This window comes from Massilia sp. METH4, from assembly GCF_037094685.1.
In the GTDB taxonomy this organism is placed as follows: Bacteria; Pseudomonadota; Gammaproteobacteria; order Burkholderiales; family Burkholderiaceae_D; genus Rugamonas.
Genome location: NZ_CP146614.1, coordinates 461,005 through 484,405 on the forward strand (window position 1 = coordinate 461,005; position 23,401 = coordinate 484,405).

Consider the following 23,401-nt stretch of genomic DNA (forward strand, 5'->3'; position numbering starts at 1 on the left):
TATTTATCCGCGTTTTCCGCATGATAGACCTGATATATACGTCAACAGCACGCGGCAATACCGTGGCGCCAGTTCCGCGCGGGCCGGCAAACGGTGTAAAGTAGGCAAACGACAACCGCTAGCCCACCCGTATGAAATTCTGCTCCGAATGCGCCAACCCGGTCGAACTGATGGTTCCGGCCGGCGACAACCGCCCCCGCTACGTATGCACCCACTGCGCCACGATCCACTACCAGAACCCGAAGATGGTGCTCGGCACGGTCCCCGTGTGGGAACGCGATGGCGAAGTGCGCGTATTGCTGTGCAGGCGGGCGATCGAGCCGCGCTACGGCTACTGGACGCTGCCGGCCGGTTTCATGGAAAACAATGAAACCACGGCCGATGCCGCCGAGCGGGAAACGCAGGAGGAAGCGGGCGCCAACATCGAACTGGGCCCGCTCTTTGCCCTGCTAAACGTGAAGCACGTGCACCAGGTCCACATGTTCTACCTGGCCACGCTGCGCGACCTCGACTTCGCGCCGGGCGAGGAAAGCCTCGATGTGAGAATGTTCACGGAAAGCGAGATCCCGTGGGACGAGCTGGCCTTCCCCACGATCCGCACCACGCTGGAATACTTCTTCGCCGATCGCGCCAGGATGCTGGAAGGCGGCAGCTACGGTTTCCACACGCAGGACATCACGCGCCCCATGCGCGGCGACTCATGATCCCCTGGCTCGGCGCCCATACCCCGTTTCCCGACGTTTCCGAAGCGCTCACGACCGAGGCGCCCGGCTTGCTGGCCGCTGGCGGCGACCTGTCGCCCGAGCGCTTGCTGGCCGCCTACCAGCGCGGCATCTTTCCGTGGTTTTCCGAAGGCCAGCCCATCCTGTGGTGGAGCACCGATCCGCGCATGGTGCTGCACACGGACGAGTTCAAGGTTTCCGCCAGCCTGACGAAAACGTTGAAGAAAGTGGAAAAAAGCGGCCGCACGGACGGGCGGTGGCAGGTGCGCTTCGACAGCGCCTTCGAGCAAGTGATGCGCGCTTGCGCGGCGCCGCGGCGCGACGGCCCCGGCACGTGGATCTCGGAAGACATCGTCCGCGGCTATACGGGCTTGCACGGCCTGGGTTTCGCCCATTCCTCGGAAGTGTGGCTCGATGGCGAGCTGGTGGGTGGCGCCTACGGCGTCTCGATCGGGCGGATGTTCTATGGCGAATCGATGTTCGCCCGCGTGTCGGACGCCTCGAAGGTGGCGCTGGCCTACCTCGTGCATTTCCTGAAGCTGCACGGCGTGGAGTTAATCGACTGCCAGCAGGAGACCGGCCACCTGGCTTCGCTGGGCGCGCGGCCGATCCCGCGCAGCGATTTCCTCCTGCACCTGAAACGGGCCATCGCCAGGCCCCGGATTCGCGACTGGCGGCCGATACCGCCCGTGGTTGCAGGCTCTTGACGGTGTGCCCGCGCACACAGCGATCTTGTGAACGCGCTATGATACGAACAACCGCCATTGACCCGACAGGTTCTGCATGACGCAGCTGAACGACCTACCCTTTGCCGCGCTCCAGTTCTACACCACGGCGCCCTACCCTTGCAGTTACCTGGAAACACGCCAGGCCCGCTCGCAGGTCGCCACGCCGTCGCACCTGATCAATGCCGACGTGTATTCCGAACTGGTGCGCAACGGTTTCCGCCGCAGCGGCATCTTCACCTACCGCCCGTATTGCGACGGTTGCCAGGCATGCATCCCCGTGCGCGTGGTGGCCGGCGAGTTCGCGCCCACGCGCGGCCAGCGCCGTGCCTGGGCCCGGCACAGCAACCTGCGCACCGGCGTCGCCACGCTGTCGTTCTCGGACGAGCATTACGCCCTGTACCTGCGCTACCAGAGCACGCGCCACGCCGGGGGCGGCATGGATCAGGACAGCCGCGACCAGTATGCGCAATTCCTGCTGCAAAGCCGGGTCAATACCCGCCTCGTGGAATTCCGCGAGCCGGACGGCACCTTGCGCATGGTGTCGATCATCGACGTGCTGTCCGACGGCCTGTCTTCCGTCTACACCTTCTTCGACCCCGAGGTGCCGAGTGCCTCGTTCGGCACCTACAACGTGATGTGGCAGATCCAGCAGGCGCGCGAACTGGGCCTGCCCTATGTGTACCTGGGCTACTGGATCGAGGAAAGTCCCAAGATGAGCTACAAGATCAAGTTCCAGCCGCTGGAAGCGCGCCGCAAGGGGGTGTGGGCGGTAATGCCGCGCCAGGCCGACGGTTGAGCGAGTAGGCTTTCCGGCAAGGTAAAATACCGGGCAATTGCAGTTCACCCCTAGATTGCCCCTCCATGTCCGACAAATTCCTGTATTCCCTCGCGCGTCCGGCGCTGTTTTCCATGGACGCCGAGTCCGCCCACCATTTCACCCTCGACAACCTGAAACGCCTGTCCAAGCTGGGCCTGATGCGCGCCATCGTGCACGCGCCGAAGCCGGACCCGCGCACCGTGATGGGCTTGCTGTTCAAGAACCCGGTCGGCCTGGCCGCCGGCCTGGACAAGGATGGCGCCTATATCGACGCGCTGGCCGACCTGGGCTTTGGCTCGATCGAGGTTGGCACCGTAACGCCGCGCGCCCAGCCCGGCAACCCGAAGCCGCGCATGTTCCGCCTGCCCGCCGCGCACGGCATCATCAATCGCATGGGCTTCAACAACGGCGGCGTGGATGCCTTCGTCTCCAATGTGCAGTCGTCGCGCTTCTACCAGAAGGGCGAAGGGGTGCTGGGCCTGAACATCGGCAAGAACGCCGATACGCCGATCGAACGCGCCGCGGACGATTACCTGCACTGCCTGCAGAAGGTGTATCCGTACGCCAGCTACGTGACGGTGAACATCTCGTCGCCGAACACGAAGAACCTGCGCCAGCTGCAGGGCGGCTCGGAACTCGATGGCCTGCTCGGCCAGCTGAAGGATGCGCAGCAACGCCTGGCCGACCAGCACAAGCGCTATGTGCCGCTGGCGCTGAAGATCGCGCCGGACATGGACGAAGACCAGGTCAAGAACATTGCCGACGCACTGGTGCGCCACCGCATCGACGGCGTGATCGCCACCAATACCACGCTGTCGCGCACCGCCGTGGAAGGCATGCAGCATGGCGCGGAGGCGGGCGGCCTGTCGGGTGCGCCGGTGTTCGAACCGTCGAACCGCGTGATCCGCCTGCTGAAGGCAGAGCTGGGCGACGCGCTGCCGATCATCGGCGTGGGAGGCATCATGCGCGGAATCGACGCAAAGGCTAAGATCGATGCCGGCGCCCAGCTCGTGCAGCTGTACAGCGGCCTGATTTACGCTGGCCCGGCGCTCGTTCGCGATTGCGCGGACGCCATCCGCAAACCCTGACGTACATTCGAGGAGTTCATGGAAAAGATCAAACTGGGCCGTACCGATGTCGACGTGACGAAGATCTGCCTCGGCACCATGACGTGGGGCCGGCAGAACACCGAGGCCGATGCGCATGCGCAGCTCGACTATGCGATCGAGCGCGGCATCAACTTCATCGACACGGCCGAGATGTATCCGGTGCAGCCGAGCGCCGAAACGCAAGGCCTGACGGAGCGCTACATCGGCACGTGGCTGAAGAAGACGGGCATGCGCGACAAGCTGGTGCTGGCCACCAAGGCCGCCGGCCCGAACCCGAACATCCACTGGGTGCGCGGCGGCGAGCAGAACTTCGACGAGAAGAACCTGCGCGCAGCAGTCGAGACGAGCTTGCAGCGCCTGCAGACCGACTACATCGACCTGTACCAGCTGCACTGGCCGAGCCGCAACGTGCCGATCTTCGGCTCGAACGCGTTCGACCCGAAGAACGAGCGAGCGTCGGTGGCGATCGAGGACACGCTGGCCGCGCTGGGCAAGCTGATCGACGAAGGCAAGATCCGCCACATCGGCGTGTCGAACGAGTCGAACTGGGGCGTGTGCGAATTCATCAAGCAGTCCGAGATGAAGGGCCTGCCCCGCATCGCCACGATCCAGAACCTGTACAACCTGACGGCGCGCCACTTCGAGACGAGCTTCCTGGACGAGACGTGCTTCCGCGAAGACGTGACCCTGCTGGCCTACAGCCCGCTGGCATTCGGCCAGCTGACGGCGAAGTACCACGACGACCCGAAGGCCCACGGCCGCCTGACGATCTTCCCGCAAACGTGGAGCCCGCGCTACCTGCGCCCATCCGTGCTGGAAGCGGTGGCGCAGTACACGAAGCTCGCCCGCGACAACGGCCTGACGCCCACGCAGATGGCGCTCGCCTGGTGCTATTCCCGCTGGTTCGTCGGCTCGACCATCATCGGCGCCACCACCTTGGCGCAGTTGAAGGAAGACATCGACGCCTATAGTGTCACGCTGCCGCAGCACGTGCTGGAAGGGATCGACGCGATCCACACGCGGATCACGAATCCGGGGCAGTGAACCACTGGTGTCGAACATTTTTTCCGGGTGCCTCATCCGGAAAAAGTGTGCGGAAGGAGCGATGGCTTGCAAGCCATCGCCGCTGGACAGGCGCGGAGCAAGCTCCGCGAACCCCCTGTCCAGCCACCAGTACTCATGCGCTACAGCTTTTCGCTTATGCGGCTGAAGCATAAGCAAACCCCAACTCAATCGTTCGTGGCATGAGACCGACCGATTAACATAGCGTGATCGTCAACTGACCAATAAAAACGATGACCACACGCCTCAAGAAGTCTCCCCTCGCCCTCACCCTGATCTCCGCCGCCGTTGCAGCCATCTGCTCTCCGGCCAGCGCCCAGCTGCAGCAAGTTCCCACCGAAGCATTGCAGACCGTCGTCGTGACGGGCACCTACGCGAAGAACCGCCGCATGGCCGATTCCGAATCGCCGATCGACATCATCGGCGCGAAGGAATTGCAGGCCACCGGTTCGACCGAGCTGGCCACCGTGCTGTCGCGCCTCCTGCCGTCGATGAACTTCCCGCGCCCTTCCGGCGCCGACGCTTCCGATGCGGTGCGTCCGGCGCAGTTGCGCGGCCTGGCGCCTGACCAGACGCTGGTGCTGGTGAACGGCAAGCGCCGTCACGCCTCGGCCGTCGTCAACGTCAACGGCACCGCCGGCCGCGGCTCGGCGCCGGTGGACCTGAACGCGATCCCGCTGGCCGCCATCGACCACATCGAAGTGCTGCGCGACGGCGCTTCGGCGCAATACGGTTCCGATGCGATCGCCGGCGTGGTCAACATCATCCTGAAGAAGGGCCCGAACGGCGGCGACGTGGAGATCGGCACCGGCTGGTATGGCGAAGGCGATGGCGAACAGGTGTCGCTGAAGGCTTCCGCCGGCTTCGCGCTGGGCGACAAGGGCTGGCTGCGTTTGGCCGCCGAAGGCGCCGACCGCAATCCGACCAACCGCGCCGGGCCGGACACACGCAACCCGGCCGAGCCCCTGTACGGCAAGATCACCCAGCGCTACGGCGATTCGGATACCAAGCCGCGCAATGTATTCTTCAACACGCAGTACCAGCTGGGCGAGAACACCGATTTCTACGCGTTCGGCCAGTATGGCGAGCGCGATACCGAAGCGGCGGCAACGTGGCGCACCGCGCTGAACGGCGGCGCCCAGCGCACGCCCCTGTTCCCCCAAGGCTTCCTGCCGCTGCAGAACAGCACATCGACCGATTCCTCGATCGTGGCCGGCGTGCGCGGCGACCTGGGTGGCTGGCGCTGGGATGCAAGCCTGGACTGGGGCCGCAACAGCTTCTGGCTCGACATCGACAACACCGTCAACCAGGACCTGGGCGCCAACAGCCCCACGCACTTCCACCTCGGCAAGCTGACCAACACGCAATCGGTCGCCAACTTCGACCTGGCGCGCGAGATCCAGGTCGCGGCCTTTTCCGGCCCGCTGACGGTGGCCACCGGCGTGGAAATCCGCCACGAAGACTATGAGATCAACGCCGGGGATGCCGCGTCCTACACGGGCTCCGGTTCGCAGGGCTTCTCCGGCTTCCGGCCCGTCAACGCCGGCAAGAACAGCCGCAGCAACCAGTCCGCCTACGTGAACCTGGAAGCGCAGGTCACGCCGAAGCTGTCCGGCGCGCTGGCCGCCCGCTACGAGCACTACACGGACTTCGGCAGCACAACGTCGGCCAAGGCTTCCGCGCGCTACGCGTTCAACGACCAGCTCTCCGTGCGCGGCACCGCGTCCTCCGGCTTCCGCGCGCCATCGCTGGCGCAGCAGTTCTACACGATCACCACGACCAACTTCGCTGTGGTCAACGGTGTGAACACGCCGATCGAGACGGGCACGTTCGCGGTCGGCAGCGCCGCCGCGCAGGCGCTGGGCGCCACGCCGCTGAAGGCCGAGAAAGCCCGCAACTACGGCATCGGCGTACAGTGGTCGCCGACCCGCAACTTCAACACCACGGTGGACGTGTACCGCATCTTCGTGGACGATCGCATCGCCCTGTCGGCCAACCTGCAATTGCCGCAGGCGCTGCGCAACGTGCTCGCTGCCCAGGGTGTGCAGGTAGGCGCAGGCCGCTACTTCACCAACGCGATCGACACCAAGACGACCGGCGTGGACCTGGTCAGCACCTACCGGTGGAACCTGGCCAACCGCGACCGCATCGACTTCACGGCCGCCTACAACCACAACAAGACGACAGTCGAGAACGTGGCCGCCAACCCGGCGATCCTCACGGCCAACAACCTGCTGCTGATCGACCGCCAGACGGTGCTGCGCAATACCGTCGGCTCGCCGAAGGACAAGTTCAGCCTGGGCGCCGACTACACGGCGGGCACGTGGAGCGCCCGTGCACTGGCCACGCAGTACGGCAAGTTCACCGTCCCGCAGAACAACCCGGCAAACGACCAGACCTACGGCCGCCAATGGGTGCTGGACGTGTCGGGCACCGTGCGCCTCGTCACGAACTGGCGCGTGACCGCGGGCATCGACAACGTGACGGACAGCTACCCGGACAAGACGACGAGCGTCGCGAACCTGAACACGAACGGCATCTACCCGTATTCGAACTTCTCGCCGGCCGGGTTCAATGGGCGGTTCTTCTATGCGAAGGTGGGGTATAGCTGGTAAGCGTTCCGGCTGCTTCAACGAAAAATCCCGCTCATCGAGCGGGATTTTTTTTTCCGGGAACGGCTGCTGGTGTCGCACACCTTTTTCTGGATAAACCGCCCAGAAAAAAGTGTCCGACACCAGTGCTTTGGCGCCAGCGGGATTGTGCAGGTAGCCGGCATGTACGCTTTTCACCGTAGGACAAGTGCAAGGCTGACAGCTGTCAACCCGCACCGGTGCCGATGCCAGCAACATGTGTGGCGGGATATGCCCGATTAATCAACCGTGGAGATCAATGCATGACTGCTGCCCCTCAACATGACCGCTCCGAGTTCATCACATGGCATCTATGCCTGTTGATACTCGTTGGTTTCCTCGGCTTCGGCATCCTGTCGATCAATATGACGTCACTGGCAATTCCTCTGGTGATCGCCATCCTGCCGCTACCCTTCTATTGCGTGCCCCAGATCAGCAATGAAGCCGCGAAGACATGCCTGTACAGCGCGGGAGTTGCGCTGCTCTTCGTGTTGGTTATCTATGCAGCCAGCTTCGGTGCTCTGCTGTTGATACTGCGAGGGATGATTCTCGGCTGGTAATCGGCAAAAAAAATCCCGGCGAAGGCCGGGTTCATTTGCTGCGATTGCTGCTGAAACCCTTGGCCATTACGCCGCCTCGCTGCCCAGCAGCGCCTGCTCGATATCCCCCCGCTTCAACTCGGGCGCGAACTGCGCGATGAATTCATACGCATACTGCCGCAGGTAGGCGCCCCGCCGCACGGCGAGCCGCGTGGTGTTCTGTGCGAACAGGTGCGATGCCTCGATCGCGCGCAGGCCCTTGTCGCGGCCATGGTCGAAGGCCATCGAGGCGACGATGCCGACACCGAGGCCCAGCGCCACGTACTGCTTGATCACGTCCGAGTCCATCGCGGTCAGCACGATGTCCGGCCGTACGCCCGCCTTGTCGAACGCGTCGTCGATGTGGCCGCGACCCGTGAAGCCCACGTCGTACGTGATCAGCTGGAACTCGGCCAGGTCTTCCAGCCGCACCGGCGTGCGCGCCAGCAGCGGGTGGTCTTCCGGCACCACGATCAGGTGGCTCCAGCGATAGCACGGAAACGAGACGAGGTCGGGGAACTGCGACAGGCCCTCGGTAGCGATACCGATATCGGCCTTGCCGGACAACACCCATTCGGCGATGTGCTCGGGAGCGCTCTGCTGCAGGGCGATCCGCACGTCCGGGAAGGTCTTGCGGAAGTGCGACACGGCCTTCGGCAGCGCGTAGCGCGCCTGCGTGTGCGTGGCCGCCACGGTCAGCGTGCCGGTGCTCTGGCCCTTGTATTCCATGCTGGCGTGCTGCAGGTTTTCCGCTTCGATCAACAGGCGGTCGATGATCTTCAGGATGCCCTTGCCCGGTTCGGTCAGGCCCGTCAACCGCTTGCCGTTGCGCTCGAAGATCACGACACCCAGCTCATCCTCGAGCTCGCGGATCTGGCGGCTCACGCCCGGCTGGGACGTGAACAGCGCATTGGCCACTTCGGTCAGGTTGTAGTTGCGACGGGCCGCCTCGCGGATGGAACGCAGCTGCTGGAAATTCATATGGAAGCTCCTTCGTCGACGAACACGCGCAGGCGCTTCGGCCGCACCACGAGGGTCTCGCCCTCCTTCAGTGCCAAGTTACGGAAGCGCTCGTTGGAAATCGTTGCCTCGATCAGTTGCGCATTGTCGGCGCGTTCGAGGTCCAGTTGGGCCAGCGGCCCGATCGCGTGGGCGCGGCGCAGCTTGACGACGATGCCTTCCGCGCCGGCTTCGTAGCGGTCCACTTCCATCTCGTGCGGTCGCACGTAGGCGGTGCCCTTCGCATCGCGCACGCGGGTATGGTCCGGCACGTCGAGCTGCACGCCTTCGCTGGCCAGCACCCCTTCGTGCACGCGGCCATGGAACACGTTCACATTGCCCAGGAAGCCGTACACGAACGGTGACGCGGGGTGGTTGTACACCTCGTCCGGCGTGCCGATCTGCTCCACGGTGCCCTTGTTCATCAACACCACCTGGTCGGCCACTTCCAGCGCCTCTTCCTGGTCGTGCGTGACGAAGATGGACGACACGTGCAGGTCGTCGTGCAGGCGGCGCAGCCAGCGGCGCAATTCCTTGCGCACCTTGGCGTCCAGCGCGCCGAACGGTTCGTCGAGCAGCAGCACGCGCGGCTCCACGGCCAGGGCGCGCGCCAGCGCGATACGCTGGCGCTGGCCGCCGGAGAGCTGCGGCGGATAGCGGTCGGCCAGCCAGTCCAGCTGCACCAGCTCGAGAAGCTCTTTTACTTTCCTGCGGATCTGGTCTTCCGACGGTCGCTCGCCGCGCGGCTTAACGCGCAGGCCGAAGGCCACGTTCTCGAACACCGTCATGTGCTTGAACAGCGCGTAGTGCTGGAACACGAAGCCCACCTGGCGCTCGCGCACGTGGCGGTCCGAAGCATCCTGGCCGTCGAGCAGGACCTGGCCCGAATCCGGGTGTTCCAGGCCGGCGATGCAGCGCAGCAGCGTGGTCTTGCCGCAGCCCGAGGGACCCAGCAGCGCGGTCAATTCGCCCGCCGGGAAATCCAGCGACACGTTGTTCAGCGCGACGAAGTCGCCGAAACGCTTGTTGATGTTCTTGACTGCGATCGTCATGTCTTGCTCCGGTACTTTAGTTGTCGTTGGCGTCGGCGTTGCGCGATTCGTGCAGGCGCCATTCGATAAAGGATTTCAGTGCCAAGGTCACCAGCGCCAGCAGCGCCAGCAGCGAGGCGACGGCGAAGGCCGCGACGAAGTTGTATTCGTTGTAGAGGATCTCGACCTGCAGCGGCATGGTGTTGGTCTCGCCGCGGATGTGGCCCGAGACCACGGACACGGCGCCGAATTCACCCATCGCGCGGGCATTACACAGGATCACGCCGTACAGCAGGCCCCACTTGATGTTGGGCAGCGTCACGCGGAAGAACGTCTGCCAGCCCGAGGCGCCCAGCACCACGGCCGCTTCCTCTTCCTCGCTGCCCTGCGCCTGCATCAGCGGGATCAGTTCGCGCGCCACGAAGGGGAAGGTGATGAAGATCGTCGCGATCACGATGCCCGGCACGGCGAACAGGATCTTGATGTCGTGCTCGGCCAGCCACGGGCCGAACCAGCCCTGGGCGCCGAACAGCAGCACGTAGATCAGGCCCGAGATCACCGGCGACACGGAGAACGGCAGGTCGATCAGCGTCAGCAGCAAGCTCTTGCCGCGGAATTCGAACTTGGCGATCGCCCACGACGCGGCCACGCCGAACACGAGGTTCAGCGGCACGGCGATCGCGGCGGTGAGCAGCGTGAGCTTGATCGCGGCGATCGCATCGTCCTCGCGGATCGATTCCAGGTAGACCTCGGTGCCCTTCTTCAGCGCCTCGACGAAGACGGCGATCAGCGGCACGAACAGGAACAGCGTCAGGAACGCCAGCGCCACGGTGATCAGCGCATAGCGCACCCAGCGCGGTTCCAGCATTTCGGATACGGAGGGCAGTTCGCCCCGGTGGGAAGTTCCACTCATTTCTTATTTCCCCGACTTGCCGCGGGCCCAGGCCTGCAGCAGGTTAATGGCCAGCAGCATGATGAACGACACGACCAGCATCACGACGGCGATCGCGGTGGCGCCCGTGTAGTCGTACTGTTCCAGCTTGGTGATGATGAACAGCGGCGTGATCTCGGAGACCATGGGCATGTTCCCGGCGATGAAGATCACCGAACCGTATTCGCCGGTGGCGCGCGCGAAGGCCAGCGCGAAGCCCGTCAGCAGCGATGGCATCACGGTGGGGAACACCACCTTGGTGAATGTCTGCCACGACGAGGCGCCCAGCGAGGCGGCCGCTTCCTCCAGCTCGCGCTCGGCATCTTCCAGCACGGGCTGCACGGTGCGCACGACGAATGGCAGGCCGATGAATGTGAGGGCCAGCACCACGCCCAGCGGCGTGAACGCGACCTTGATGCCCAGCGTGCCCTCGACGAACTGGCCGATCCAGCCGTTCGACGAATACAGCGCCGTCAGCGTGATGCCCGCCACCGCGGTCGGCAGCGCGAACGGCAGGTCGACCAGCGCATCGACGATGCGTTTGCCCGGGAAGCGGTAGCGCACCAGCACCCAGGCGACGATGCCGCCGAAGACGACGTTGATGGCCGCGCCGATCAGCGAGGCGCCGAAGGTCAGCCGGTAGGAAGCCATCACGCGCTCGGACGTAACGGCGCTCCAGAAGGCCTCCCACGTCAGCGTAAACGTCTTCAGGAACAGTGCCGACAATGGAATCAGCACGATCAGCGTCAGGTAAAAGATCGTGAAGCCCAGCGAGAGCTTAAAGCCCGGCATCACCCGGTACGGCGCCCGCTTTCTCGCTTCGAACGGCACCGGTTGCGCAACCGGCAGTACTGCAGACATGGTGGCCCCTCTTATTACATTTTCGGATAATGAGGCCGAAGTCTCGCATCTGGGCGTTATAAACCAAACTAACCTTTTGTCATTTGCTTAGATGCCTCTGCTGATATGGCGCAACCATGCGGGCTGGCGAGGCGTTCGCGCACGAAATATTTACTGCAATCGGGGTCTGAGCCCATTTTCGAGCAACGTGGTTGCCGCTGGGGAAAACCGGTGTCGTACACCTGAAGGTGTCCGACACCAGGGTGAGCCAGGGTGCCAGCGCTGCGGTTGCGTCGGAACAAAAAACCCGGGCAAGCCCGGGTTTGTCGTGGAGCGGAGCCGATTACTTGTTCGGCTGCGGCGTGAGGCGCAGGTACGGTTTCGGGGCGGTGAAGCCCTTCGGGTACTTCTGCTTGATCACTTCGGGGTCTTGCACGGTCAGCGGGATGATCACGTCGTCGCCATCCTTCCAGTTCCCCGGCGTGGCCACGGTGTGCTTGTCCGTCAGTTGCAGGGCATCGATCACGCGCAGGATTTCGTCGAAATTGCGGCCCGTGCTCATCGGGTAGGTGAGCTGCAGGCGGATCTTCTTGTTCGGGTCGATCACGAACACGGAGCGCACGGTGGCGGTGGCCGATTGTTCCGGGTGGATCATGTCGTACAGCGTGGCCACTTTCTTGTCGGCGTCGGCGATGATCGGGAAGCCCACGACGGTCTTCTGGGTTTCCTCGATGTCCTTGATCCATTCCTTGTGCGAATCGGCCGGGTCGACGGACAGTGCGATCGCCTTCACGTTGCGCTGGTCGAACTCGGGCTTGAGCTTCGCGGTCAGGCCCAGTTCCGTCGTGCAGACGGGGGTGAAGTCGGCCGGGTGCGAGAACAACACCACCCAGGAATCGCCCGCCCATTCATGGAACTTGATGCGGCCGATGGAAGAATCCTGCTCGAAGTCAGGTGCGGTGTCGCCGAGGCGTAGCGTCATGGAAGTCTCCGTAATAGACAAAGATCAATATTGCATTGGTTTTACATTGTGCGCCCGATCAACCAACAATTGCAACTGGCGCTGGCCCGGCAACCAGTCGCCCAGCCCCGACTCGGCATTGATGTGCCCAAGAGGGCCGGCGTCGACAAAATCGCTGTCCCAGCGCTCGGCCCACTGACGCGCGCGCTCGAGCGGCATCCACGGGTCATTGGTGCTGGCAATCATGGTGGACGGCACGGGCAGCGGCGGGCGCGGCAGCAGCTCGGCCACGCCAAACTTCTCGGGGTCGGCCGGCGCCACCAGCAGCAGGCCGACGATGTTGGCAGGGTCGCGCGCCACGCTGTGCACGGATGCGAGGCAACCGAAGCTGTGGGCGACGATCAGCGTGGGGCGCCGGTCGCGCTGCCGCACCTCGTCCACCCGCGCGCTCCAGATCGGCAGGATCGGATCGCTCCAGTCATCCTGCTCGATCCGCTCGAAGGCGGGATACAGGCGCTGCCAGCGGCTTTGCCAGTGCTCGGGGCCGCTGTTGTGCAGGCCCGGTGCCACCAGCACGCGCAGTTGCGAAAGCTTGCCCGGCATGCGCCCTCTCCTTGTCGATTACTTCTGGTAGATCTGGTCGAACACGCCGCCATCGGCGAAGTGCGTCTTCTGGGCTTTCGTCCAGTCGCCGGCCACGTCTTCGATCGTGAACAGTTTCACGGCCGGGAACTGGGCGGCGTATTTCTTCGCTTCCTTTTCCACGGTCGGGCGGTAGTAGTTCTTGGCGATCAGTTCCTGGGCAGCGTCGGTGTACAGGAAGCTCAGGTAAGCCTCGGCCACCTTGCGGGTGCCGCGCTTGTCGACGACCTTGTCGACCACGGCGACGGGCGGTTCGGCCAGGATCGAGACGGAGGGCGCCACGATCTGGAACTTGTCCGGACCCAGTTCCTTGATCGCCAGCAGCGCTTCGTTTTCCCAGGCGATCAGCACGTCGCCGATGCCGCGCTCCACGAAGGTGGTGGTGGCGCCGCGCGCGCCGGAGTCCAGCACCGGCACGTTCTTGTAGAGCTTCTTCAGGTACTCACGCGCCGTGGCATCGTTGCCACCGGGCTGGCGCAGCGCGTAGCCGTAGGCGGCCAGGTGGTTCCAGCGCGCACCGCCCGAGGTCTTCGGATTCGGCGTGATCACCTGCACGCCCGGCTTGACCAGGTCGGCCCAGTCCTTGATGCCTTTCGGGTTGCCCTTACGCACCAGGAACACGATGGTGGAGCTGTAAGGGGTGGAATTCTTGGCCAGGCGCTTTTGCCAGTCCTTGCTGACGAGGCCTTTTTCGGCGATCGCATCGATGTCGTACGCCAGTGCGAGCGTGACGACGTCGGCCTGCAGCCCGTCGATCACGGAGCGGCCCTGCTTGCCCGACCCGCCGTGCGATTGCTTGATCTTCACGTCGTCGCCCGTCTTCGCCTTCCAATCCTTGGCAAAGGCGGCGTTGACGTCCTGGTACAGCTCACGCGTCGGATCGTAGGAAACGTTCAGCAGCGTGACTTCGGCCGCGTGGGCGGTCAGCGATACGGCAAGGGTCGTGACAACTGCGGCAGCCAGCGTGGAAAGTTTTTTGGACAGCATCTGATTCCCCTAATGATTGGAGTTCGCAGATTAGCTGCTGAGCTTATGAAAGAGAACGAAGTTTTCGTCCCTTCCTTATACCAAAAGCTTATATGAAGGTCACCAGAAGCGGTTGAACAGCACCACGCCCCAAGTGGCGGCCGCAAGGAGGCAGGCCAGCAGCACGGCCGCGCTGCCCAAGTCCTTGGCGTTCTTCGACAGGGGGTGGCGTTCCAGCGAGATGCGATCGACCACGGCTTCGATGGCGGAATTGATCAGCTCGACGATGAGGACCAGGACCAGCACGCCCACCAGCACGAGCTTCTGGAAGGCGGAGACGGGCAACGCCAGCGCGAGCAAGGCTGCAAAAAAGAAAAGGACGAGCTCCTGGCGGAAAGCGTGTTCATAACGCCACGCCGTCTTCAGGCCGTCGAGCGAGTAATGGATGGCGGAGAGGATGCGTTTCAGGCCGCTGCGGCTCTTGAATTCGCTGAGGGGCTGGGTCATGAAAAGTCGCTTGAACAGAGGTGCGCCATTATAGCGGCCACGTCTCGATGCAATTCCCAATTTTTTCACATCATGGTATAAAGACCTGGATACATACTGCACTGCACCAACCACATCATGAAAATCGAATCCGTTCCAGAACAAAAAACGACCATCCAGGTCATCGAACGCATGGTGGGCCTGCTCGACGCCTTGGCCAAGTACCCGGATCCTGTGAGCCTGAAGGATTTATCGAAGGAATCGGGCCTGCACCCATCGACGGCACACCGGATCCTGAACGACCTGGTGCTGACGCGCTTTGTCGACCGTATCGAACCGGGAACCTACCGGCTGGGCATGCGCCTGCTGGAGCTGGGCAATATCGTAAAGAGCCGGCTGTCGGTGCGGGAAGCGGCGCTCGATTTCATGCGCGCGTTGCACAAGAAAACCCAGCAGACGATCAACCTGTCGGTACGCCAGGGCGACGAAATCGTGTACATCGACCGCGCGTTCTCGGAACGCTCCGGCATGCAGGTGGTGCGTGCGATCGGCGGCCGCGGGCCGCTGCATCTCACGTCCACGGGCAAGCTGTTCCTGTCGGTCGACGAGCCGAAGGCGATCCGTGCCTATGCCACCCGCACGGGGCTGGCGGGGCACAACAAGAATTCGATCACCGACCTGGCGAAGCTGGAGCGCGAATTGTCGCTGGTGCGATCGCGCGGCTATGCGCGCGACAACGAGGAACTGGAACTGGGCGTGCGCTGCATGGCCGCCGGCATTCGCGACGACAGCGGCAAGCTGGTGGCTGGCCTGTCGATCTCGGCGCCGGCCGACCGCCTGCAGGACGAATGGCTGGAAGACCTGGTCAACACCGCCAACCAGATTTCCGCCACCCTGGGTTACATGCCGGCGGCGGACTGAGTCATTGCCGCGGCGCCGGCGCCGAACGTGCCGCCGGCCGTGATGGTGGTGCCTGCCGTGCCGGCGGCGGGAGTCGCGTCGGAGAACGGCATCGGCTTCAAGGCCGTCAGCCATTTCTTCATGCGCATCGCATCGGCCACGCGCGCGGCGCTGCCCTTCGCATCGAGCAGCACCATGATGACGGCACGCCCTTCGATCACGGCCTGCATCATCACGCAGCGGCCCGCCTCATTGATGAAACCCGTTTTCTGTAGGCCGATCTGCCAGCCGGACGTCGGCACGACGAGGCCATTCGTGGTGCCGAACTGCACCGGGCGACCATTGCGCTCGACGATCGCTTTCGGATCGGTGGAGAATTCGCGCAGGATCGGATGTTCGTAGGCGGCCATCGCCAGCTTGGCCAGATCGCGCGCGCTCGCCACGTTCTGCTTGGACAGGCCCGTGGAATCGGCATAGTGCGTGTCCGTCATGCCCAGCGCCCGCGCCTTGGCGTTCATCGCCGCCACGAAGGCGGGCAAGCCGCCCGGATAATTGCGGCCGAGCGCGGAGGCCGCACGGTTTTCCGAGCTCATCAGCGCGATATGCAGCATGTTACGGCGCGTCAGCTGGTCGCCCACCTTCAGGCGCGAGCTGGAGAACTTGGCGCGGTCGACATCTTCTTCCGTCACCGTCAGCATCTCGTCCATGTCCTGGTTCGCCTCGACGACCACGAGACCGGTCATCATCTTCGTGATCGAGGCGATCGGCAGTGCCACATGGGCGTTCTTTTCGAACAGCACTTCGGCGTTGGCCTGGTCGACAACCAGCGCCACGTTCGATTTCAGGTCGAGCGGGTCGCGCGTGAGGTTCAGGCCGGCAAGGTCGCCCATCGTCGGGCGCGCGGCCACGACGGGCGCCGCGGCCATCACGCGCTGGAACACGACCTTCTTCTTGCCGCGCACGGTGATCACACGGCGCACCATCCTGTCCGGCGCGGCGACGGCCTTGCGGCGCACGCCCGCCCGCTGGACGGACTTCTTCTTGACCGATTTCTTCGCGGCTGCCTTCTTGACCGCGGTTTTCCTGACCCCATCGGCTGCCTGCACGGCAGTCACCGGCACCGAGATGCACAAGGCGGAGATCAAGGCGGCTACGATAACTTTGTACATGAGATTCCCCAGGTCGGCAGCGGAAACGCGCTGGACGCGCATTTGCCGCGCATTTGCCGATGTTTTCAACGATACGTTGCAGTGTAGCAAAAGCCTGATCCCGCACAACAAGATTTCACATTGTTGAGCACAAAAGTTAATCAGTCAGATAGCGCAATCAGCAATCTTGAGGCGCCGCTGCAACGAAACGTTACCCTTCCATAAACGTGGCGAACCGTTCGACCGGTTCGCGTTCGGTCACCAGGGAATTTTCGATCCTTGATGGATCGGCAACACCCAGCGCCATCCCGCACACCACCATTTCATTGTCGGGCAATGAGAGCTCTTCTGCAATGATCGAATGGAATTGTGTGAAGGCTGCTTGCGGGCAAGTGTCCAGCCCGCGGGCCCGCGCGGCCACCATCACGTTCTGCAGGAACATGCCATAGTCAAGCCACGAGCCCTGTTCCATGATACGGTCGATCGTGAAGATCAGGCCCACCGGCGCATCGAAGAAATTGAAATTGCGGGCGTGCTGGGCCGCCATGCCCTCCTTGTTGTCGCGCGCCAGTCCCAGCAGGGAATACAGGTCCCAACCCACCTTGCGGCGACGGTCGATGTAGGGCGACTTCCACTCGCGCGGATAGTAGGCATACTCTTCCTGGTGGCGGCGGTTCTGCTCCGGGTCGCGGTAGGCGCCCGTGATGCGCGCGCACAGGCGGTCGCGCGCCGCCCCGGTCAGCACATACACTTTCCACGGCTGCGTGTTGGTGCCGGACGGAGCGCGGCTGGCCACTTCGAGGATTGCAACGATATCCTCGCGCGCCACCGGCGTGGGCAGGAAAGCGCGGATCGAGCGGCGTGAAGTGATGGCGGCATCCACTGTCTGCTGTTCGGGACTGGAGATCATGTCATTTCCTTTATTTGCGGACCACGAAGAACACCCCCGTCACGGCCAGCGCCATGCCGGCCACGCCCAGCGGGCTGAACGCTTCACCGAACATCAGCCACGCCATCAGCGCGGTCGTCGGCGGGGTCAGGTACAACAGGCTCGTCACACGTGTCGCGTCGCTGCGGCGGATCAGCGCGAACAGCAGGAAGATCGCACCGATCGACAGGCCGAACACCGACCATGCCAGCGCGCCGAGGAAACGCGGCGTCCATTCGACCGACGCGAATGCCGGCGTCAACGACTCGAACGCCACGGCGAACGGCAGCGTGGCAAGGAAACACGCGGAAAACTGGATCGCCGTGCCGGTGCGCAAGTCGAACTGGGGGCACCAACGCTTCTGGTACAAGGTGCCTGCCGTGATCGACAGCAGCGCGCCCAGGCACAGCACGATGGCCTGCCACGACAGCCCCGTCAGCGTGATCTTCGCATACACGACGAAGGCGACACCGCCGAGCCCGAACGCCAGGCCCAGCCACTGGCGCGGCGTGACGCGCTCGCCGATCAGCGGTGCCGCGAACGCCGTCAGGATCGGTTGCATGCCCACGATCAGCGCAGACAGCCCCGCCGGCATGCCCAGCTTGATGGCACACCATACGCCGGCCAGGTAACCGCCGTGCAGCAGCAGGCCGGACACGGCGATGTGCCCGGCCCTGCCCTTCGGCCAGGGAGCCTTCAGCAGCCAGACCAGCGGCGCCAGCACGGCCACCGCGCACGCGTAGCGCACCAGCAGGAACGTGAGCGGCGGCGCATAGGGCAGTCCGAATTTCGCCACGATGAACCCTGTGCTCCACAGGAAAACAAAGAATAAGGGAATCGGCGACAGGAGAAGGGACATCCCGGCAGTCTAACACGGCCGAGTTTGGCGGGCAGGCACCGCGGCCGGCCCTGGCCGAGTTGTCTTGCACAACGGTTTCGTGCTCTTGTGCAATGCACAAATTTCGCTTGACTTAATCTTGAGCAGCCGTAAAATTAGGCATGTTGCGTTGCACAATAGCTGTCGTAGACCACAGCCAAGCTTTCATCAACGATTATCCTTACTGGAGAACTACATGTTTTCGATTCCTGAGCAATTTTCCAATGCGACCAAGGCGAATTTCGAAAGCCAATTCGCGATTTTCTCCTCCCTGACGAACAAGACGTTCGAAGGCGTTGAAAAGCTCGTCGACCTGAACCTGACCGCCGCCAAAGCATCGCTGGAAGATACCTCCGCCACCGCGAAGCAGCTGCTGGCCGCCAAGGATCCGCAAGAGTTCTTCTCGGTGACCGCTTCCCGCGCCCAGCCGAACGCCGAGAAAGCCATCGCATACAGCCGCCACCTGGCCCAGATCGCATCGGGCACCGCTTCCGAGTTCTCGAAAGCTGCCGAAGCACAGATCCTGGAAACCAACCGCAAGGTGATTTCGCTGGTCGATGAAGTGAGCAAGAACGCCCCGGCCGGCACCGAAAACGCCGTCGCCCTGTTCAAGTCCGCCCTGGGCAGCGCCAACGCCGGCTACGAGCAGTTCACCCGCACCGCCAAGCAAGCCGCCGAGGCTTACGAAGCGAACGTGAACGCCGCCGTGAACCAGTTTACCGCCGCCGTGAAATCCGCACCGGCCGCAGCGGCCAACTCCGCTGCCGCTGCCGCGTAATACCCGTGCCGGCCATGCCGGCGCACTGAAAGCATCGCTGTATCAGGTCTCCTCGGCATCCGTGGATCCTCTCAGCGGATGTCCTTCGCATGCCCCGGACCTCGGTTCGGGGCTTTTTTTTGAGTGCGATATACACGAATTTTCCAAAATCAGATAATCTGTCAATATTCGACACTGAAAGGACAGACCATGACCGAACCCATGCTTCCCACTTACGACGACGTGGTGGCCGCCGCCGGCCGGATCGCGGGGCACGCGCATCGAACGCCCGTGCTGACGTCGCGCACCGCCAATGAGCAACTTGGCGCCGAACTGTACTTCAAGGCGGAAAACCTGCAGCGCATGGGGGCGTTCAAGTTCCGCGGCGGTTTCAACGCACTCGCCCGGTTCGACGCGGCGCAGCGCAAGGCGGGCGTAGTCGCGTTCTCGTCGGGCAATCATGCACAGGCGATCGCGCTGTCGGCCCGCTTGCTGGGCATTCCCGCCACGATCGTGATGCCGCTCGACGCGCCGGCCGCGAAGGTGGCCGCGACGCGCGGCTATGGCGCCACGGTCGTCACCTATGACCGCTATACCGAGGATCGCGAGCAGATCGGCCGTGATCTCGCGGCCAGGCACGGCCTGACGCTCATTCCACCCTACGACCACCCCGACGTGATCGCCGGCCAGGGCACCGCGGCAAAGGAGTTGTTCGAGGAAGTGGGCGAGCTCGATTACCTGTTCATGCCGCTGGGCGGCGGCGGGCTGTTGTCCGGCTCGGCGCTGGCGACGCGCGTGCTGTCGCCGAAAACGAAGCTGTACGGCGTGGAACCGGAGGCGGGCAACGACGGCCAGCGCTCGTTCCGCGGCGGCAGCATCGTCCACATCGACACGCCGAAGACGATCGCCGACGGCGCCCAGACACAGCACCTGGGCAACCTGACCTTTCCGATCCTGCGCCGGGACGTGGACGATATCCTCACCGCGACGGATGCCCAACTGGTCGAGGAAATGCGCTTCTTCGCGAGCCGCATGAAGATGCTCGTCGAACCCACCGGCTGCCTGGGCCTGGCCGCCGCCCGGGCCATGGGCGAGCAACTGCGCGGCAAGAAGGTCGGCGTGATCATCAGTGGCGGCAACGTGGACTTGCCGCGGTTCGCCGAGCTGGTCGGCTAAAAGTATTGCAAAAAAACCGGTGACAGGCACCGGTATTCGGGAAATGTTTCAAAAAACCCGGTGCCTGTGAAGTGACCCCAAAAAGTTGGACGGTCTGTAGCTAGGCTGCTTGGAGCTGAGTTCTGTACTGCACAGGACTCAGCCCGTTCAACCTGAGCTTGATGCGCTTGTGATTGTAGTAATGGATGTACTTCGCCAGGCCCTTCTTCAGCTCTTTGATACTGGCAAATTTCTGCAGATAGAAGTACTCGGTCTTGAGTACGGCAAAGAAGCTCTCCATCGCAGCGTTGTCGAGGCAATTGCCCTTACGCGACATGCTCTGCACGACATTGCTCCCCTTCAGCGCCTGTCGGTAAGCTGACTTTTGATAGTGCCATCCCTGGTCTGAATGCAGCACTGGCTTGTCGTCCTTGCCGAGCTTTCGCAGTGCTTTTCTCAGCATATTGGTAACCAAGCTCAGCACTGGTCGGGTGTTCATCTCGAAGGCGATGATCTCGCCGTTGCACAGGTCCATGACCGGCGAGAGGTACAGTTTTTCCCCACCGACCTTGAATTCAGTGACATCGGTTACCCACTTCTCGTGCATGGCTGCAGCTTCGAAATTACGCTCCAAGCGGTTATCTGCTACTTCGCCCACTTCGCCCTTGTAAGTGCGAAACTTCTTCGGTCGTACCAAGGATTTCAAGCCGAGATCGCTCATCAAGCGCTGTACGCATTTGTGGTTGACCTTCTGCCCAGCCTTTCGGATCTCGGCGGTCACACGGCGATAGCCGTAGCGCCCGGAATGGGCGTCAAAGACGTCCTGGACACGCGTTTTCAAGGCCTCATCCCTATCGCCTTGCTCTGCCACTTGCTGCTGATAGTAGTAGGTGCTACGTGCCAGGCCTGCCACTTTCAGCAGGCCAGCCAAGGGGAATTGCTGCCTCAGTTCAGTGACTACTTTCGCTTTTTGCGCACTGTCGCACGCTGCGTCCGCTGCTCCTGAACCAAGGCCCCCAGCTTTTTTAAGTAGGCATTCTCCATCCGCAAGTAGTTCACTTCCTCGAGAAGCTCTTCAAGGGTCTTGGTTTCTTCGCTGACAGGCGTCAGCGGTGCGGGGGGCTTGGATGTGGGCATTTTCTTCGGTCTCTGGCGCGGTCGAGGACGTAGCGCCTCTATACCACCGCCATGATAACAGCGCTCCCACTGGCCGATGCTGGAGGGATGACGCACATTGAAGGCCACCGCCGTCTCGAAGTACGACAGCTCATGTTTCCACATGTGCCGCAATATCGCCAGCTTGCCCTCGGCGGTGTGGCTGTAGTGCTTCTTCTCCAAGCCTGCCTTGCCATGGGTCTCGTATAGCCTGACCCACAGATGGACCAGACTAGGGTCCACGCCCAACTCTCTGCCCAAACGAACGCAGCCTAGCGGCCCGGCTCGATACCGGTCGACCACCTGCTGCTTGAACTGCACACTGTACTTCGCCATGAAAAACCCCCAAAAGTTGGTGTCCAACTTTTGGGGGTCAGTTCACTGTCACCGGTGTTCTGAAACATTTCAGAAAACCTGGTGCCTGTCACCGGTTTTTCGCAACTATTCGCCCAGGTAGGCGGCTTTGACGCGGGGGTCGTGCAGCATGTCGTCGGCGTTGCCGGTCATCGTGATCGCGCCGGAGTCCATCACGTAGCCGCGGTGCGCGGCTTGCAGGGCCAGCTTGGCGTTCTGCTCCACGAGGAGAATCGTGATGCCCTGCCTCGACACGTCGCGGATCACTTCGAAGATCTTGTCGACCATGATCGGCGACAGGCCCATCGACGGTTCGTCCAGCAGCAGCAGGTGCGGGTGGCACATCAGCGCGCGCGCCATGGCCAGCATCTGCTGCTCGCCGCCGGACAGCGTGCCGGCCAGCTGGTTGGCGCGCTCCTTCAGCCGCGGGAAGATGTCGAACCAGCGGGCGATGTCGGCATCGATGCCCGCCTTGTCGTTGCGCGTATAGGCGCCCATCATCAGGTTTTCCAGGATCGTCATCCGCGTGAAGACGCCCCGCCCTTCCGGCACCATCGCCAGCTTCTTCTCGACGAGATGGAAGCTCTGCATGCCCTTCATCGGCGCGTTCAGGTAGGTGATCGTGCCCTCGACCTTGCAGGCGGGCAGCGTGCCGGTGATTGCCTTCAGGGTCGTGGTCTTGCCGGCGCCGTTGGCGCCGATCAGCGTCACGAGTTCGCCCTCGTTCACTTCCAGGTCGATGCCCTTGACGGCCTTGATGCCGCCATAGGCGACGTGCAGGCCGGCGATCTTCAAGACGTTCTTCGCGGGATCGACGGCCGCCTTGCCGGCCGCCGCCATATCAGTTGCCACCATCAATGCGACCCTCCCAGATAGGCGTCGATGACAGCCTGGTTGCTTTGGATTTCATGCGGCAGGCCCTCGGCGATCAGCTTGCCGTATTCGAGCACGCTGATGCGGTCGCACAGGCCCATCATCAGTTTCACGTCGTGCTCGATCAGGAGCACCGTCTTGCCTTCGGCCTTGATCTTCACGAGCAGTTCGCGCAGCGCCAGCTTCTCGGTGGCGTTCATGCCGGCGGCCGGCTCGTCCAGCGCCAGCAGCTGCGGGTCGGTCGCCAACGCGCGAGCGATCTCCAGGCGGCGCTGGTCGCCGTACGACAGGTACTTCGACGTGCGGCTGGCGAACTGGCCAATGCCGACGAAGTCCAGCAATTCCTGGGCGCGCACGCGGATCGCCTTTTCCTCCTCGCGCGCCGCCTTGTGGCGGAAGACCGCGCCGAACACGCCCTGGTGCGTGCGCACGTAGCGCCCCACCATCACGTTTTCCAGCGCCGTCATCTCGCCGAACAGGCGGATGTTCTGGAAGGTGCGGGCAATGCCCGCCTTGGCCACCGCATGCGGCGCGGACGGCGAATACGGCTTGCCGGCCAGCTCGAACGTGCCGGTGTCGGGCTGGTACAGACCCGTGATCACGTTGAAGAACGTGGTCTTGCCGGCACCGTTCGGGCCGATCAGGCCATAGATCTGGCCGCGCTTGATGTTGATGCGCACGTCGGTGAGCGCCTGCAGCCCGCCGAAACGCTTGTTGACGCCCTGGATATTCAGAATGACTTCTTCGTTCAT

Annotated in this window: 24 protein-coding genes; 10 read left to right on the forward strand and 14 right to left on the reverse strand. The window is 63.2% G+C overall.

Going from position 1 to position 23,401, the window contains the following annotated elements:
- Nucleotides 1-131 precede the first annotated feature (131 nt).
- The 7 genes from V6Z91_RS02115 (at nt 132) to V6Z91_RS02145 (ending at nt 7,628) form a co-directional block, all read left to right on the forward strand.
- Nucleotides 132-704, forward strand: coding sequence for an NUDIX hydrolase (locus tag V6Z91_RS02115; protein WP_338766008.1), 573 nt, complete (start codon nt 132-134; stop codon nt 702-704).
- Nucleotides 701-1,429 carry a leucyl/phenylalanyl-tRNA--protein transferase gene (gene aat, locus V6Z91_RS02120; RefSeq protein ID WP_338766010.1) on the forward strand — a complete coding sequence of 243 codons (729 nt, stop codon included), beginning with the start codon at nt 701-703 and terminating at the stop codon, nt 1,427-1,429. The genes V6Z91_RS02115 and aat overlap by 4 nt, the downstream gene beginning before the upstream one ends.
- A 76-nt stretch (nt 1,430-1,505) precedes the next feature.
- Nucleotides 1,506-2,246: an arginyltransferase gene (locus tag V6Z91_RS02125; protein ID WP_338766012.1), complete on the forward strand. Its 741-nt coding sequence runs from the start codon at nt 1,506-1,508 to the stop codon at nt 2,244-2,246.
- Between the two features lie 65 nt (nt 2,247-2,311).
- Nucleotides 2,312-3,355 carry a quinone-dependent dihydroorotate dehydrogenase gene (locus V6Z91_RS02130; protein WP_338766015.1) on the forward strand — a complete coding sequence of 348 codons (1,044 nt, stop codon included), beginning with the start codon at nt 2,312-2,314 and terminating at the stop codon, nt 3,353-3,355.
- Between the two features lie 18 nt (nt 3,356-3,373).
- Complete coding sequence (locus tag V6Z91_RS02135; RefSeq protein ID WP_338766018.1) at nt 3,374-4,420, forward strand: aldo/keto reductase; 1,047 nt, start codon at nt 3,374-3,376, stop codon at nt 4,418-4,420.
- A 251-nt stretch (nt 4,421-4,671) separates the two neighbouring features.
- Complete coding sequence (locus V6Z91_RS02140) at nt 4,672-7,053, forward strand: TonB-dependent receptor (RefSeq protein ID WP_338766021.1); 2,382 nt, start codon at nt 4,672-4,674, stop codon at nt 7,051-7,053.
- Between the two features lie 278 nt (nt 7,054-7,331).
- Nucleotides 7,332-7,628, forward strand: a complete 297-nt coding sequence (locus V6Z91_RS02145) for a hypothetical protein (RefSeq protein WP_338766024.1) — start codon at nt 7,332-7,334, stop codon at nt 7,626-7,628.
- Between the two features lie 66 nt (nt 7,629-7,694).
- On the opposite strand, the gene V6Z91_RS02150 is transcribed toward V6Z91_RS02145, so the two are convergent.
- The 8 genes from V6Z91_RS02150 to V6Z91_RS02185 all read right to left on the reverse strand — a co-directional run bounded on the left by V6Z91_RS02150 (nt 7,695) and on the right by V6Z91_RS02185 (nt 14,523).
- Complete coding sequence (locus V6Z91_RS02150; protein ID WP_338766027.1) at nt 7,695-8,627, reverse strand: CysB family HTH-type transcriptional regulator; 933 nt, start codon at nt 8,625-8,627, stop codon at nt 7,695-7,697.
- Nucleotides 8,624-9,697: a sulfate ABC transporter ATP-binding protein gene (locus V6Z91_RS02155; RefSeq protein ID WP_338766030.1), complete on the reverse strand. Its 1,074-nt coding sequence runs from the start codon at nt 9,695-9,697 to the stop codon at nt 8,624-8,626. The genes V6Z91_RS02150 and V6Z91_RS02155 overlap by 4 nt, the downstream gene beginning before the upstream one ends.
- 16 nt (nt 9,698-9,713) lie before the next feature.
- On the reverse strand, nt 9,714-10,589 hold the full coding sequence (gene cysW, locus V6Z91_RS02160; protein WP_338766033.1) for a sulfate ABC transporter permease subunit CysW: 876 nt from the start codon (nt 10,587-10,589) through the stop codon (nt 9,714-9,716).
- 3 nt (nt 10,590-10,592) lie between these two features.
- Nucleotides 10,593-11,399, reverse strand: a complete 807-nt coding sequence (cysT, locus tag V6Z91_RS02165; protein WP_338772147.1) for a sulfate ABC transporter permease subunit CysT — start codon at nt 11,397-11,399, stop codon at nt 10,593-10,595.
- 391 nt (nt 11,400-11,790) lie between these two features.
- Nucleotides 11,791-12,429, reverse strand: coding sequence for a peroxiredoxin (locus V6Z91_RS02170; protein ID WP_338766035.1), 639 nt, complete (start codon nt 12,427-12,429; stop codon nt 11,791-11,793).
- Nucleotides 12,430-12,453: 24 nt separating this feature from the next.
- A complete protein-coding gene (locus V6Z91_RS02175) occupies nt 12,454-13,011 on the reverse strand; it encodes an alpha/beta hydrolase (RefSeq protein ID WP_338766037.1) in 558 nt (185 codons plus the stop codon).
- 18 nt (nt 13,012-13,029) lie between these two features.
- Nucleotides 13,030-14,037 carry a sulfate ABC transporter substrate-binding protein gene (locus V6Z91_RS02180; protein WP_338766039.1) on the reverse strand — a complete coding sequence of 336 codons (1,008 nt, stop codon included), beginning with the start codon at nt 14,035-14,037 and terminating at the stop codon, nt 13,030-13,032.
- A gap of 99 nt (nt 14,038-14,136) precedes the next feature.
- The gene (locus tag V6Z91_RS02185; RefSeq protein ID WP_338766042.1) at nt 14,137-14,523 is read right to left on the reverse strand and encodes a diacylglycerol kinase; all 387 of its coding nucleotides are present in this window, start codon (nt 14,521-14,523) and stop codon (nt 14,137-14,139) included.
- Nucleotides 14,524-14,640: 117 nt separating this feature from the next.
- Here V6Z91_RS02185 and V6Z91_RS02190 point away from each other — a divergent pair, with 117 nt between their 5' ends.
- Nucleotides 14,641-15,423 carry an IclR family transcriptional regulator gene (locus V6Z91_RS02190; protein WP_338766045.1) on the forward strand — a complete coding sequence of 261 codons (783 nt, stop codon included), beginning with the start codon at nt 14,641-14,643 and terminating at the stop codon, nt 15,421-15,423.
- Here V6Z91_RS02190 and V6Z91_RS02195 read toward each other — a convergent pair.
- The 3 genes from V6Z91_RS02195 to V6Z91_RS02205 form a co-directional block, all read right to left on the reverse strand.
- Nucleotides 15,402-16,571, reverse strand: a complete 1,170-nt coding sequence (locus tag V6Z91_RS02195) for a serine hydrolase (RefSeq protein ID WP_338766047.1) — start codon at nt 16,569-16,571, stop codon at nt 15,402-15,404. The genes V6Z91_RS02190 and V6Z91_RS02195 overlap by 22 nt on opposite strands.
- A 190-nt stretch (nt 16,572-16,761) precedes the next feature.
- Nucleotides 16,762-17,460, reverse strand: coding sequence for a nitroreductase (locus V6Z91_RS02200; protein WP_338766049.1), 699 nt, complete (start codon nt 17,458-17,460; stop codon nt 16,762-16,764).
- Between the two features lie 10 nt (nt 17,461-17,470).
- The gene (locus V6Z91_RS02205) at nt 17,471-18,337 is read right to left on the reverse strand and encodes a DMT family transporter (RefSeq protein ID WP_338766052.1); all 867 of its coding nucleotides are present in this window, start codon (nt 18,335-18,337) and stop codon (nt 17,471-17,473) included.
- A 214-nt stretch (nt 18,338-18,551) separates the two neighbouring features.
- On the opposite strand from V6Z91_RS02205, the gene V6Z91_RS02210 reads away from it, so the two are divergent.
- On the forward strand, nt 18,552-19,133 hold the full coding sequence (locus V6Z91_RS02210) for a phasin family protein (protein WP_338766055.1): 582 nt from the start codon (nt 18,552-18,554) through the stop codon (nt 19,131-19,133).
- A gap of 189 nt (nt 19,134-19,322) precedes the next feature.
- Nucleotides 19,323-20,288: a threo-3-hydroxy-L-aspartate ammonia-lyase gene (locus V6Z91_RS02215; protein ID WP_338766057.1), complete on the forward strand. Its 966-nt coding sequence runs from the start codon at nt 19,323-19,325 to the stop codon at nt 20,286-20,288.
- Nucleotides 20,289-20,388: 100 nt separating this feature from the next.
- Here V6Z91_RS02215 and V6Z91_RS02220 read toward each other — a convergent pair.
- The 3 genes from V6Z91_RS02220 to V6Z91_RS02230 form a co-directional block, all read right to left on the reverse strand.
- A protein-coding gene (locus V6Z91_RS02220) for an IS3 family transposase (RefSeq protein WP_338766060.1) occupies nt 20,389-21,758 on the reverse strand; the annotation gives its coding sequence in 2 pieces (ribosomal slippage) (nt 20,389-21,275 and nt 21,275-21,758; 1,371 coding nt in all).
- 105 nt (nt 21,759-21,863) lie between these two features.
- Nucleotides 21,864-22,631, reverse strand: a complete 768-nt coding sequence (locus tag V6Z91_RS02225) for an ABC transporter ATP-binding protein (RefSeq protein WP_338766063.1) — start codon at nt 22,629-22,631, stop codon at nt 21,864-21,866.
- Nucleotides 22,631-23,401 carry an ABC transporter ATP-binding protein gene (locus V6Z91_RS02230; protein WP_338766066.1) on the reverse strand — a complete coding sequence of 257 codons (771 nt, stop codon included), beginning with the start codon at nt 23,399-23,401 and terminating at the stop codon, nt 22,631-22,633. Before V6Z91_RS02230 ends, V6Z91_RS02225 begins: the two co-directional genes overlap by 1 nt.